The sequence below is a fragment of the Pacificibacter marinus genome (genome assembly GCF_018860665.1).
Lineage (GTDB): Bacteria > Pseudomonadota > Alphaproteobacteria > Rhodobacterales > Rhodobacteraceae > Celeribacter > Celeribacter marinus_A.
The window spans coordinates 1-12,839 of the sequence record NZ_JAHKPK010000035.1 but is presented as its reverse complement, the minus strand read 5'-3'; the positions used below and the strand labels follow the sequence as shown (position 1 = coordinate 12,839).

Annotated in this window: 12 protein-coding genes; 11 read left to right on the top strand and 1 reads right to left on the bottom strand. The window is 53.4% G+C overall.

Annotated elements, in window-relative coordinates; all coding sequences use genetic code 11:
- Window positions 1–167 precede the first annotated feature (167 nt).
- The 11 genes from KO497_RS10610 to KO497_RS19450 all read left to right on the top strand — a co-directional run bounded on the left by KO497_RS10610 (window position 168) and on the right by KO497_RS19450 (window position 12,107).
- Window positions 168–1,499, top strand: a complete 1,332-nt coding sequence (locus tag KO497_RS10610) for an ABC transporter substrate-binding protein (RefSeq protein ID WP_215943950.1) — start codon at window positions 168–170, stop codon at window positions 1,497–1,499.
- Between the two features lie 12 nt (window positions 1,500–1,511).
- Window positions 1,512–2,285 carry an ABC transporter ATP-binding protein gene (locus KO497_RS10605; protein WP_215943949.1) on the top strand — a complete coding sequence of 258 codons (774 nt, stop codon included), beginning with the start codon at window positions 1,512–1,514 and terminating at the stop codon, window positions 2,283–2,285.
- Window positions 2,282–2,998, top strand: coding sequence for an ABC transporter ATP-binding protein (locus KO497_RS10600; protein ID WP_215943948.1), 717 nt, complete (start codon window positions 2,282–2,284; stop codon window positions 2,996–2,998). Before KO497_RS10605 ends, KO497_RS10600 begins: the two co-directional genes overlap by 4 nt.
- Window positions 2,999–3,002: 4 nt before the next feature.
- Complete coding sequence (locus tag KO497_RS10595; protein WP_215943947.1) at window positions 3,003–3,881, top strand: branched-chain amino acid ABC transporter permease; 879 nt, start codon at window positions 3,003–3,005, stop codon at window positions 3,879–3,881.
- Window positions 3,878–4,891, top strand: a complete 1,014-nt coding sequence (locus KO497_RS10590) for a branched-chain amino acid ABC transporter permease (RefSeq protein ID WP_215943946.1) — start codon at window positions 3,878–3,880, stop codon at window positions 4,889–4,891. Before KO497_RS10595 ends, KO497_RS10590 begins: the two co-directional genes overlap by 4 nt.
- Window positions 4,892–4,893: 2 nt before the next feature.
- Window positions 4,894–5,517, top strand: coding sequence for a TetR/AcrR family transcriptional regulator (locus KO497_RS10585; RefSeq protein ID WP_215943945.1), 624 nt, complete (start codon window positions 4,894–4,896; stop codon window positions 5,515–5,517).
- Window positions 5,518–5,711: 194 nt separating this feature from the next.
- The gene (locus tag KO497_RS10580; RefSeq protein ID WP_215943944.1) at window positions 5,712–8,219 is read left to right on the top strand and encodes an FAD-binding oxidoreductase; all 2,508 of its coding nucleotides are present in this window, start codon (window positions 5,712–5,714) and stop codon (window positions 8,217–8,219) included.
- Between the two features lie 11 nt (window positions 8,220–8,230).
- Window positions 8,231–9,526, top strand: coding sequence for a glycolate oxidase subunit GlcF (glcF, locus tag KO497_RS10575; protein ID WP_215943943.1), 1,296 nt, complete (start codon window positions 8,231–8,233; stop codon window positions 9,524–9,526).
- Between the two features lie 68 nt (window positions 9,527–9,594).
- Entirely contained in the window at window positions 9,595–10,569 is a 975-nt protein-coding gene (locus KO497_RS10570; RefSeq protein WP_215943942.1) for an enoyl-CoA hydratase/isomerase family protein, read from the top strand.
- A 306-nt stretch (window positions 10,570–10,875) separates the two neighbouring features.
- Window positions 10,876–11,799, top strand: coding sequence for an XdhC family protein (locus tag KO497_RS10565; RefSeq protein WP_215943941.1), 924 nt, complete (start codon window positions 10,876–10,878; stop codon window positions 11,797–11,799).
- A gap of 68 nt (window positions 11,800–11,867) precedes the next feature.
- Entirely contained in the window at window positions 11,868–12,107 is a 240-nt protein-coding gene (locus tag KO497_RS19450) for a cobaltochelatase CobT-related protein (RefSeq protein WP_215943940.1), read from the top strand.
- Window positions 12,108–12,192: 85 nt separating this feature from the next.
- Here KO497_RS19450 and KO497_RS10555 read toward each other — a convergent pair.
- Window positions 12,193–12,839 (bottom strand): YjbF family lipoprotein (locus KO497_RS10555; RefSeq protein WP_215943939.1); only part of this gene is annotated, 647 nt, incomplete at its 5' end.

Below are 12,839 nucleotides of genomic sequence, written 5' to 3'. Positions count from 1 at the left end.
GGTTTGAGTGTTGTACGTCAGTCACGTTCCCGCGCAGGCGGGGCGGCACTAATTTTATGCTTTAAAACCAGCCTATTAATAGATTTTCGCTATGACTGATTGATTAATTCAATTTGTTCCATTGAAGCCATTGCTGGACACTTGCACAGGACAAGGGAGGAATTGTCATGAAGAAAAATGATACAAAATTAGCCGAAAACGGTCGTACGAGTCGTCGAAACTTCATCAGGGGCAGTGCTGTCGCAGCCGCGGCCACCACATTGGCCAGTGTCAATCAGGCCGCTGGTCAAACCGGAGGTGAGCCGATCAAAGTTGGTGCTGCGGTTCCGCTGACCGGTTATGCGGCTGCCGACGGGTTGGAAATCCGCCGTGGTCTTGAGATGGCCTGGGAGGAGGTCAACGATATGGGCGGCATTTTGGGACGCCCCGTGGAGCTCGTCCTCGAAGACACTGGGAATTTTGGTGCCGAGAATGTTGTGACGGCCATTCAGCGGCTGATCGACCGGCACGGTGTGCATGGCATCGTAAATGCTTATAACCTAGGTGCCGAAACAGCCGAATATGACCTCGTTGCAGATGCCGGTATTTGCTACGTTCATCATAATACCGATATCATCCACCATTCTACCATTCAGAATGACCCTGACCGATACTTCGGGATATTCATGGGTGATCCGGCAGAATACTGGTACGGCGCGGGCCTGTTAAAGTTTTTCAACGACCTTGCTGATTCCGGTCAATGGGCGCCCGAAGAGCGGACGATCGCCATTATCTCGGGTGCGCAGAATTATAGCGTCACCATTGCAAATGCGCTGAAGGCGAGCCTTGCCGAATACGGCTGGACCGCGACCATCGAGGAAACGCTTGGCGAGACGATTAGCGAGTGGGGTCCCACGCTTCAACGGCTGCGCGATAACCCACCGGCGGTCATTGCCATCACTCACTGGGTTCCACAGGATCTAGCGCAATTTATGCTGCAATTCGCGCCGAACCCGACGAATAGTCTGATCTACATGCAATACGGGCCGTCTATTCCAGCGTTCCGTGAAATTGGCGGGTCGGCAGTCAATGGCGTCATTTACTCGACAGTTATCGCGACACTTCCCGATGAGATCGGCGGCGATTTTTCACGTCGCTACAAGGCACGTTATGGGGAAAATGCCGTGGCTCTGACAGCGGGTATGACGTATGATAGCGTCCATTACTTCGCGAATGCCGCTGCAATTGCTGGTGGTCTCGGCGCACCCGGTGATTTTGAGCAGAACCGCCGCGTCGCAAAGCAATTGAGCCGTACGATCTATCGGGGTGTCAACGGAACGACACGTTTTGATCCCGACGTACATGCGGCGGTGTCCTATCCAACGTCGACCAACGATCCTTCGTTGGGGATGCCACATCAATATCTGCAGATCTCAGATCATACACAGCCCCCCAGACTTATCGCACCGGCGCCCTATAACACGGCATCATTCCAGATGCCGTCTTGGATCCGGACTTGAGCGGAGGTGGCTATGTCAGAGATATTAGAATGCGTGGGGGTCGGCAAACGATTTGGTGGTGTCCACGCGTTAAGTGACGTCAACTTTACCGTGACCCCCGGAGAGATTGTCGGCATCGGCGGCCCGAATGGTGCCGGTAAGACAACCTTGCTGGAAGTCATCACCGGGCTGACGCCCGGGTCTTCGGGTCGGGTAGAATTTGCCGGAACGGATATCACTGGCCGGACCCCTGAACAGGTCTTTTGCCTCGGGCTTGCGCGTGTTTTTCAGTCAGCGGCGGTTTTTCCGTCGTTGACTGTCTTCGAAAATGTACTTGCCGGTGTGGTGTATAAAGGCGCGAGCAAGCCGCGAACGCCCCTAACCTATAGGGAGTCGGATCTGGAAGCGACACGGGCCGCTATCGACCTCGTTGGTCTTTCAGACAAGGCCGATGAAGTGGTGGAGCATCTACCAATACTTGATCGCAAGCTTGTCACCATTGCGTCTGCGATTTGTGGAAAACCAAAGATGTTGCTTCTTGACGAACCGGTAGGTGGTCTGACCCCCCCCGAGATCGAACTATTGAAGGAAGTACTTTTCAAGCTCAAGGCCCATGGAATTACTATGCTGATCATCGAGCATGTGATGCAGTTTATGTCGGCGATGGTGGATCGCGTCATGATCCTCGATGCGGGGCGCATCATCTTCAATGGTGCTTTTAATGACATGATTCGCGACGTGGAGGTCATGCGAGTTTATCTTGGTGAACAGGCCGCTGCGCGCTTAAGGGAAAGTTTCGCAGGATGACGCAGCCCCTTCTTGAAATTAAGGATATTTGTGCCGGATACGGTGAACGTGATGTGCTTCATGACGTGTCCATTTCCGTGATGGGTGGTGAATTTACCGCCGTCATTGGACCCAATGGCCACGGTAAGACGACGCTTATGCGGGCAATTTGCGGGCTAATTCCGGCGCGCTCCGGTCGGGTCATTTTTGATGGTCGTGATATGGCGGCCATGGATCCGGCTGCGCGCCGGGTGGCGGGGATCGCAATGGTCCCGCAGGGTGATCTCTTGTTTCCCGATATGACAATCCGGGAAAACCTGTTGATCGGTTCCAACATTGAAAAGAGCGCGGCGCGGCGCGCGGATAAGATCGCGAAGGTTTTCGAAATATTTCCCGCCCTCGCGTCGCGTCAGAAACAAGTGGCCTACACGCTGTCGGGCGGTGAACGCCGGATGCTGTCGATCGGACGGGCGCTGGCGGCAGACAGTAAACTGCTGATCGTGGACGAACCATCTCTGGGGCTGTCGCCGCGTCTTGTCGACGATGTCTATGCGGCCCTGACGTCGCTTGGCGAAATTGGTGTCACGATCTTGTTGGTCGAAGAGAACGTCACTCGGGCGCAAGATTTCACAGAACAGCTCTACCTGGTCGATCAGGGTAAAGTCGCTTGGTCCGGAACGGCGCAGGATGTTGATTCCGCCGCCGGCATCCTGTCCACCTATTTAGGAGCTTGAACGCATGGAATCGATCATTCAAATTTTCGTTAGCGGCTTGACGCTCGGCGCGATGTACGCCGTGGGTACGGTCTCTCTCAGTCTGCTTTGGGGTGCGGTGAACGTGCTCAATATGGCTCATGGCGCCTTGCTCGTAATTGGCGGCTATGCCTCATGGTACACCGCCACCCGATTGGGGATTCCGCCGTTTCTAGGTTATTTTTCTGCTGCACTGGTTTCTGCGACAATGGCGGTGCTGATGTATCTGTTGATCTTGCGCTGGCTGAAGGGGCGGCGGGGCGCCGATGTCCTAATTATCGTGGCAACCTTTGCGATCGCAATGATCCTCGAGAACGTAGTGCTTAATGTTTTTGGCGGCTATGCTGTGGCGCAGCCTGCCAAACTGAGCGGCGGGGTCTACATCTCATCCGTATTTGTCCCAGCACAGAATATCCTAATCATGGTTCTTGCGCTTGTTTTGATGGCGCTGTTGGCGCTCATCCTTCAACGGACGGCACTCGGGCGTTCGATTCGCGCTGTGGCGCAAAATAGTCAGGCGGCGGTCCTGATGGGGATAAAAGTCCAGCACACATATATTGCCGTCTATGCGATTGCCGGTGCCTTTGCAGGGTTTTCCGGTGTGTTGTGGAGCTCGATTTCGACCCTATCGCCGACAATGGGATTTGACCCCATGTTGAAAGCGTTCGTTATCTGTGTTGCGGCAGGTCTTGGTCAAATCGGCGGGGCTCTGGCCGTGGCCATCCTCCTCGGTCTCGCCGAGGCGGCGATCCAATACTATGTCGGCGTGCGCTTTGCACTCCCTTTTCTCTTACTGGCTGTTGTGGCCCTGTTGATCGTCAGACCGCAGGGATTGTTCGGAATTCATGGAAAGGCACGGCAATGAAAAAGGAAAGTTACATCGTCCTACCGATTTTGGCTGTTTTATGCATTGCGTTGCCTCTGTTTTATGGTGATCGCTATGTCATCGGGCAAGCCACTGTTGCCTTAATCTGGGCCACTGTGGCCCTGAACTGGAATCTTGTATTCTCGATGGCCGGGGTGTTTTCGTTGGCACAATTGGCCTTTTTTGCGGTGGGTGGCTACACTTTAGCGGTGCTGAATGGTCATTTCGGGATATCCACGTGGATCGCGCTGCCTGTCGCCGGACTTGTGACAATGATGGTCGGAATGCTTAGTGGCGCTGCCTGTCTTCGTTTGCGCGGTGCCTATGTCGCGCTGCTGACGCTTGCGCTCAGTCAGGCACTGTATCTGCTGATTGTTACGGATACGGCCTGTTTTCGGACGGAGGGCGGAAATTGTATTCCATTCACTGGCGGATCGCGTGGTCTGTCGCGCTATGAGGATTTCGGTTTCCGTGAGTTTTTGCCCTATCCAGTGTCGCATATCGGTGATTACGGGCTGGCGGCGGCGCTTCTAATCGTGTCGTTATTTGTGGCTATTCTTGTGTCGCGATCACCGTTCGGGCTGGGCTTTCGTTCTATTCGGGACAATGAGCAATATGCGCGGGCGCGGGGCCTCAACCGGTTCCGGTTCCAGCTTTCGGTTTTTGCGATCTCGGCAGCCTTCACCGGAATGGCGGGCGCACTATATGCTGGGCATTTTCGGGTGATGGGCCCCAATGTCCTTAGATTGGATGTCATGCTCTTCGTTTTTGCAATGATCGTCGTCGGCGGAGGACTGAAAATCTGGGGCCCGTTACTGGGTGCCGCGATCATCACGGTGCTGCGGGAGGTTTCAGTTTCGTTTGATAGCTGGCAACCCACAATCCTCGGGGGTATAATGCTGGTTGTAATTTTGCTGGCCCCGCAAGGTGTGTCGGGCCTCCTCGCTTTGGTCGATCCAAGGCAACGCGCGGGATCGCGTCTGGAGCGTAGAAAGCGTGAAGGAATTTGAATATGGTCGTGCCAAAGGACGAAACGGTAAAACGATTGGTGCGGAGCCGCGGCCAAGGCCGTCCCCGCAGCGAGGCGTCTCGTGCGTCGATCCTTCGGGTCGTCCTCGAGCTTCTCGGCCGTAAGTCTTTGCGTGACATCACCGTTGAGGAAGTGGCCAAAGAGGCGGGCGTTGCCAAAACGACTGTCTATCGATGGTGGGATACCAAGGCACAATTGGCCATCGATGCCTTTTTGAATGACATCTCTATCAAAGCACCGTTTGTGGAAAAAGAGTCGGTTGTTGAAAGCATCCGGAGCCAAGTCAGGTCGTTGGCGTTCCAGTATAAGGGACGCGATGGAGAAATCATTCGCCAGATAATTGCTGAATGTCAGGGCAGTCCAGAGGACCTCGCGATGTTTCGCGAACGGTTCCTAGTATTGCGCCGTGCGGCTGCGATCGAAACAATTCAGCGGGCTCGTAATGAGGGGGTCCTGAATTCTGACATTCCGGACGAAACGCTGATCGACCTAATTTATGGGCCGATTTATTATCGGCTTATGTTGCAGCACTCCGAAATTGACAGTGCTTTTGTGGAATCGATACTGGATTTTGTATTCAAGGGGATGGAGGTCAAAACAAGCTAGGCATCCAAAATTGTTCCTAGACCTTGAGGAGGGAATGGGGAAGGCTGCCGATAAACAAAACGATACGTATCGTTCTAATTTGCCTTTGGGAGGAGGAGAAGTGAATACACAACAATCAGGATATGCACGCGAATCCGACCCTTTGGTTTGGACCTGTGAGGCGACAGAGCCTGTGCAAAGTATTCGGGCGCGTGATGTTTGATGACATGCGCCTTGTCGTCTGGCGGCGTACTTTCGTCGGGGATTTGCAGAAATTGCTCCCGCATTGCGAGGTGCTCGGTCAAGACCGTACAGACCGTGCGTTCCAGACTTTCGGTCGTCTTGGATCGGATGCTGGGCCACTTGCGGTAGTCTATGCCCTATCCACCAGCGATGTTGTGGCGGCCGTGCAGTTCTGCCGTCGTCACGGCATTACCGTTTTGCCCCGTGGGGCGGGCACTAATCTAACGAGAGCCGTTTCGAAGCAGAACGGCGTGGTGGTGATTTGCACAAGCCGCATGCGCCAGATCAAAGATTTTGACCCAGCCAATGGATTGATCACTGTCCAAGCCGGGGTTCGTAATCAGGCCGTGTCCGAATACGTCGGATCAGAGGGGTGGTTTTATGCCCCCGACCCTTCGTCTCGTCGCAATTGCACGATTGGCGGTAATATTGCGACGAATTCGGGCGGCGGTATGTGCCTGCGTTATGGCACGACGGTGAACAATATCGTTGCGTTAACCATCGTACTCGATGATGGCCGTCTTTTAGAGACAGGTAGCGCGGCGCTCGAGACCCAGGGCACCGATCTTGCGACACTAATTTGCGGCTCTGAAGGGCAGGCGGGCATTGTGACAGAAGCTGTTCTACGCCTGACGCCGCAGGCGCCGGATAGGTCTGCTGCGCTGGTAGCTTTCGCGGATCGCGACAGTGCGCTTAAATTTGGCTCCCGCATTTTGGCTTCTGGCATCTTGCCACGCCAATTAGATTATTTTGATGGGCAGGTCGCGGCAATGTGCGAGGCCGTTTGTCCGTCTGGCTATCCGAAACACTCTAAGGCGCTGGTTTTGGTCGATTTGGCAGGATCCCGTGAAGTTCTCCTTAAAGACTGCAAAGCTATCAAAGCATTGAGTGAAGGATTGGGCCGTGTGATTGCATTCGCGACAGGGCCCGAAAAAGCGGCGGCGCTTTGGAGAGGGCGCGAGCGGATTTATTTGGGCGCGGCGCGCGCTGGCCGCTACGTGATGACTGATTCAGCGGTGCCATTATCCCAACTTGGCGCATTGTTGACCGAAATCGACAAGCTGTGCGAAGCAGCTGGGTTATTGCATATGACAACCGCGCATCTGGGCGATGGTACTGTGCATAGCTTTATTTTCCATAAGGCTGGTGCAGAAAATGAAGCGGAAGCCGCCGCGAATGCGATCAGGTTGAAAAGCTTGAGGTTAGGTGGAACGTTAACCGCCGAGTACGGGATCGGGAGCGCGCTGCGGGATCTGTTGCCAAAACAGTTCTCGCCCGACGACCTCCGGCTGCAAAACCGATGCATCGCGCAGCTACGGGGGGCGTCGCATGTCGCCAGAACGACGCCACACCAGTCCGGGAATTCGTCTTGTGCGAGTTTCGAGCCGCAAACGGAACAAGAGGTGTCGGATATTCTGCGTCTAGAAAGTGCGCATGTCTTTCGACCCAGCGGTAACGGAGCACAGGAGGAAAAGAGCGATGTTTCGTGCTTAAGTGCTAAGGCCCTTGATGGCGTGACTCGTTACGTGCCCCGGGATGGGACTGTGACCGTGAGAGCGGGAATGCGGGTTTCCGACCTCACAGCGCTTCTTGGTGAAAATGGTCAGCGGTTGCCATTTGATTTGCCAACCCGCAGGCTGGCTCAAACGGAGGGCACAATCGGTGGGATTGTGGCCTTGTCGGCACCTTCGCCGCGTGACGCTTTTGGTGGCGGGCTGCGCGATGCAATCCTTGCTGCACGCATGGTAACGGGGCTGGGCGAATGTGTTGCCACAGGTGCAGGCGTGATCAAAAACGCCTCTGGCCTTGATCTGATCAAGTTTCTTGCGGGGTCACGGGGGCATCTGGGGTTTTTCACCGAAGTCACTTTGAGAGTGACGGTCGACCAAGGACCCGACATCACGAAGGCAATCGAAGGCATCGCATCGAAGGACTTCGCACCGATGGTTACTCAGGCCCTACGGGCTGGTTGGCCGGTTTCAGGGGCTTTGCATTTTTCACAAGAATTAGCCCGCAAGCTGGAGCTTAGTGATAGCCCTACAATGTTGCTTAGGCTGACACCGGGGCGTTGGGGGGCGATAAGTCGTCTTCCCGGTTTTCGGTTGCCGGACGATCGCGCCAGCCCGATTTGGAACCGGCTTGGCCAAGCCCTTGATCTCGATGCCTCGCCGAGCTGGACGATCAAATGCCGCCCCGATGAGGCTGGTGTGATCGCAGAAAGATTGGATAGGACAGGAGGCGAGATATTGCAGGAATGGCGTCGAGGCCTTCTGCGTTTTGCGCACCCGTCGTTTAATGAGGCGGAGATTATCGAAAAGACTCTGCGCAGTTTCACGACGGCTCGGGCGCATCCGGCCTGCCGTATCGGAGCCGGACCAAACCATTCTTATCCCCCCCCCGTTGGACTTCAACTTCTTAAACCCGCTTTCGATCCACATGGCCGGTTTTGGCTGCCATGCCAAAATCTGACCAATAACTAACAGGTGTTAGCATGCTGCAAATTAACAAAGACCCCAACAACCAGACCGACGTGCCGGATCCAAAAGAAATTCTCCGTAGCTGTATTACCTGCGGATGTTGTAATGACATCTGCCCTACTTTTACAGTTCTTAACGACGAGAACGATGGCCCCCGTGGGCGCATTAACCTCATGCGAGACATGATCGAGAATGGGAAGGCACCCGATGCCCATACCGTCAAGCACCTCGATCGATGTCTGACTTGCACGGCTTGCCAGACAATTTGTCCTGTGGGTGTTGATTATATGCACCTTATTGATAAGGCCCGTGTCGAGATCGAAGAAAATTATACCCGTCCGTTTCTCGATCGGATCATCCGTAACATGCTAGCTGATACCCTGCCGAATCCCGAGAAATTCTTATCCAAAATGGCGCTTGCCAGACGATTCAAATGGACTGCTCCGCTTTTGGAAGTAGTCCGGCCCTTACGGCCGCTCGCGGCTTTGTTGAAGTCCGTACCTTCAACGCCACCTCGACGTGAGGACATCCTACAACCAGGGTACTTCACAGCAAAATCGAAACAACAGGCCAAGGTTCTGATTCCATCGGGATGCGTCCAGAAAATTATTGATTCTGACATTAATCGCGCTGCGATCGACCTATTGACGGCAGCGGGCGTTGACGTCGTGCTTCCCGAGAATGACAAGTGTTGTGGCGCATTGGAATTGCATTTGGGCAAGAGCGAACGGACCCTTCAAAAAGCCCGTGACAATATCGACGTGTGGTACCCACTGTTGGAAGAAGGTCTCGACGCCATTGTGATAACAACGTCAGGGTGCGGGACCACTATTAAGGACTACGGGTCGCTTCTTGCGAAGGATCCTGATTATGCGGACCGCGCGGCCGCAATTGCCAATATAGCACTGGATATAACCGAATTCCTTTCACGCATCACGTTGCCCGGACCGATAGTCCAGCCGGACATCGAGGTTGCGTATCATGCTGCGTGTTCCTTGCAGCATACACAGCGGGTGAAGTTCGAGCCGCGAAAACTGTTAATCGACGCCGGTTTTAAGCTCCAGAGGCCACGTGACGAAAACATGTGCTGCGGCTCCGCGGGAACCTATTCCTTCCTGCAACCTGAAATCGCAGGGGAATTGCAGCGGCGGAAGGCCGATAGCCTCTCAGAGGGTAAGCCGGATGTTATTGCAGGGGGAAATCTAGGCTGCCTGACGCATATATCGCAAGCAACGGACATACCTCTGGTCCATACGGTCCAGCTCCTTGCATGGGTTTATACTGGAAAGAAACCAAATGCACTCGGATGATCGTTCAGCCAGCTTTTACATGGCAATAGTAGAGCGCATGGGTTTTCATAAGATGGAGCAAATTTTTTATGGTCAATAGTACTCCCTCGGCAGCCGATTTACCCCAAGTTCATCAGCTTGCCGGAAAAATCCTGATTGAAACCGAATCTGCAGTTCTTCGAGATGCTGGCGATGGCGTTGGCCTTCTATATTTTTCGACCAAATTGAACACCATAAACCATGGGGTTCTCGACATGCTAGAACGAGTGCCAGACTTTCCCGAAGTCGGCTTATCGTCACTCGTCATTGCCTCGAATAACCCCAAAGTTTTCTCAGCGGGTGCTCAAATCAAGACTTTTATAAAGTATCTGGAGGAGAAGAATTACTCGGCATTTGATGCATTCGTCCGACGTGGCCAAAGGGCGATGACTGGTCTAGCAACCGCGCCGATTCCTGTGGTCAGTGCTCTTGGTCGTTTGGCGTTGGGAGGCGGGGCTGAAATTCTGCTTAATAGCGATCTGGTTGTGGCTGCTGAACCGAGGGTCGGGTTTCCGGAACGTACCGTCGGGATCATACCCGGATGGTCGGGCACGACGCATCTTATGGCACGGGCTTGCGCGCACAATTTATCGCCAGAGCAGGCAGCTACCCAGGTGGCACGAACGATCGTAACCTCACAACCTACTGAAAAATTTCATGAAATGGTAGTTGAAGGTATTCTCCTTTCTCGTGACCTGGAGGTATCAGAACCGATGTTGCTGCCGACGGCTATCCGCGAGGCAATTCGGCTTAGCGAGGATTATGTGCCTCAATCGTTTTCGCTTCTTAGTGTTCCTGGGAGGGAGCATATTGCCGGCATTATCGACACCGTTATGTCGGATACGACGCCGGAAAATGAAGATCATGTCCTGCCAATAGTGACAGAACTAGCAAATTGCCTGTCTGCGACTACGGGCAACAGCTTAATTAGCTTCAATGAGATGTTGGCCAAAGAGGCGTACGCAGTGGCTCGGTTAGCGAGACGTCCAGAAACACTTCAACTGATGCGGCAGATTGTCGGATAACTGTCTTGTTTGAGTATGCGGCTCTCTTGTCCCAGCCTCTAATTTAATGGGAACATCGTTTAGTACCGTTTTATAGTCCGCATTCATTCCTTGAGACTGACCTTCGAGCTGGGGGACTCAAACGAGTATGACGGATGTCGGAAAACGAGTGAAACTGCGGTTCATAACCATTTCGGGGCAATACATAGAAGGTCGGACCCGACTGCAAAAACCGCCGCATTGTCGTTTATGGTAAGAAGTAAGCTGTGAATTTGAAAATAGTCTGGCGAGACCGATAGTTCGGGGGGCTAGTATTTGGAAGGTAGTATGATGGGGCGACCCGCCATTCTTGACAGTCTCGCGCCTTTACTGGCGTGTTCCAACCGAACGCAAGATTGTGTGCTTGCCGTCATTATTGACGTGGAGGGGCCGTCCTATCGACCAGTTGGTGCAATGATGACGGTACTCCGGGATGGATTGTTGACCGTCGGCTCTTTGTCATCTGGGTGTGTCGAGGCAGATATCAAACTCCATGCACAAGACTGCCTGAACTCCGGTGTGGCTAAGGTTCTCCGCTACGGACGCGGTTCGCCGTATCGAGATATTGTTCTGCCTTGCGGTGGTGGTTTGCAGATCATCCTAATCCCCAACCCGAACCGAGAGATCATAGATCAGCTCCTTAAAACAGTTCAAAAGGAGCGGCAGACCTGCAGTTACGAGATTAACTGCAGAACAGGCGCAATTAGTATGGGCAAGGGGAGTGAGATCAGAGATGCTGTTTTCCGAGGAGAAATACTGCCAGAAATTAAATTTTTGATCTTTGGTAAGGGTCCCGAAGTGACAACGTTCGCAGCTCTCTTGCAAACGGCAAATTATCAGACGACGTTGCTGTCGCCCGATACGACCACCTTAGAAGAAGCAAAACAAATTGGATGCCAAACGTTTGAGCTTGAGCAACCCAAGTTTCCCGATGATATTCACCCGGATCCTAGAACCGCGATAATATTGTTTTTCCATGATCACGATTGGGAGCCGCCGATATTGTATGACGCACTTTTGACAAGTGCGTTTTACATTGGTGCTCAGGGTAGCAAGCGGACGCGGGACAATCGTATAATTGAGTTGCGCGATCTCGGCATTTCGGAACATAATCTAGAGCGCTTACACGGGCCAATAGGCCTAATAAACTCGGCACGTGATCCCAGAACATTGGCGATATCTGTCCTCGCCGAAGTCATATCATTGGCATAAACCGAAAATCCTGACACGGTTTGATGCCGCTCCTTTGATAGCATTTATTGCAACAAAGGAGGCTGACTATGCGCTGCACAGCAGGGTATTGCGCAGCAATGTCCCGAGAAGGTGGGCGTTGGGATGTCAACGGAAATGTCTCAGGAGTAACGGCATATCTACAGGCGCGAATAGAGACCCAATCGCCCATCGAACTCTGTGCAATCGGCATCAAACACGACGTCAGTCCCTATTACAAAACGTCCCCAAGCGGCATCGCACGGCAGGCCCTTTGTGGCTATGCTGAATTTTTTCATCAAATATCATGAAAGTGTAAAGATAAAAAATAGGACTGTGTAAAATAGCTAGACTGGCCAGAATGCTAGGATGTTAACACGCAGATAGAAAAGATAATTATCTTGGCAAGCTCCGCAAGGCGACACTGCCGAGGCTTTCACTGATCCATTGACGCGATTGCACCAGCTGACGGCTGCCGCGTTCCACCCAGAAGAAGTTGCGGAACTTGGTTTGCGTGTTGCGGCAGTCCTCGTAATACAGATCGGTATTGGCAGTATAGCCACCTAAGTCGACAGGGGCTTGTTTTTGAAAGGTCACGCTACAACGAAACGCGGATGTTTCGGCTTGGCTCTCGCCATTGATATGCGTGATGAACCGCTCTGTGATGCCATTGCGCCCTGCTTTAAGCGCCGCAAGAGTTTGATAGGGGTCCCCTGCAAGCTGATCAGCCCCCAAGCCACGGGTGGCAATGATCATGCCGTCCTTCATGCCCATAGACAGCTTGTCCAATGAAATCCATGTTTCTTCGCCCTTGGCGTTCGTCGTTTGGCGCACGAAGGCCGTAAATGCATTTGGCGTGGACTGAAGTGACATGATCAGTGCTGGTGCACCCGCGGCCTCATAGGCCAAAAAGGTTTCGTCTGGCTCTATTGCATCCTTTCCACCCATGAAGTCCGCCAACAGATTGGAGTTGTCAGGATCTGAGGAGCAGGCGCTTAACCCTGCAATCAGGGTGAGGGCGAGGCCAAAGGGGCGCAAGGCGG

What these genes read in the sequence shown, in the direction of transcription:
- KO497_RS10610 (WP_215943950.1), top strand. Translation starts at nt 168, where the DNA reads ATGAAGAAAAATGATACAAAATTAGCCGAAAACGGTCGTACGAGTCGT.
- KO497_RS10590 (WP_215943946.1), top strand. Translation starts at nt 3,878, where the DNA reads ATGAAAAAGGAAAGTTACATCGTCCTACCGATTTTGGCTGTTTTATGC.
- KO497_RS10570 (WP_215943942.1), top strand. Translation starts at nt 9,595, where the DNA reads ATGGTCAATAGTACTCCCTCGGCAGCCGATTTACCCCAAGTTCATCAG.
- KO497_RS10600 (WP_215943948.1), top strand. Translation starts at nt 2,282, where the DNA reads ATGACGCAGCCCCTTCTTGAAATTAAGGATATTTGTGCCGGATACGGT.
- KO497_RS10595 (WP_215943947.1), top strand. Translation starts at nt 3,003, where the DNA reads ATGGAATCGATCATTCAAATTTTCGTTAGCGGCTTGACGCTCGGCGCG.
- glcF (WP_215943943.1), top strand. Translation starts at nt 8,231, where the DNA reads ATGCTGCAAATTAACAAAGACCCCAACAACCAGACCGACGTGCCGGAT.
- KO497_RS10585 (WP_215943945.1), top strand. Translation starts at nt 4,894, where the DNA reads ATGGTCGTGCCAAAGGACGAAACGGTAAAACGATTGGTGCGGAGCCGC.
- KO497_RS19450 (WP_215943940.1), top strand. Translation starts at nt 11,868, where the DNA reads ATGCGCTGCACAGCAGGGTATTGCGCAGCAATGTCCCGAGAAGGTGGG.
- KO497_RS10605 (WP_215943949.1), top strand. Translation starts at nt 1,512, where the DNA reads ATGTCAGAGATATTAGAATGCGTGGGGGTCGGCAAACGATTTGGTGGT.
- KO497_RS10565 (WP_215943941.1), top strand. Translation starts at nt 10,876, where the DNA reads ATGATGGGGCGACCCGCCATTCTTGACAGTCTCGCGCCTTTACTGGCG.
- KO497_RS10580 (WP_215943944.1), top strand. Translation starts at nt 5,712, where the DNA reads ATGTTTGATGACATGCGCCTTGTCGTCTGGCGGCGTACTTTCGTCGGG.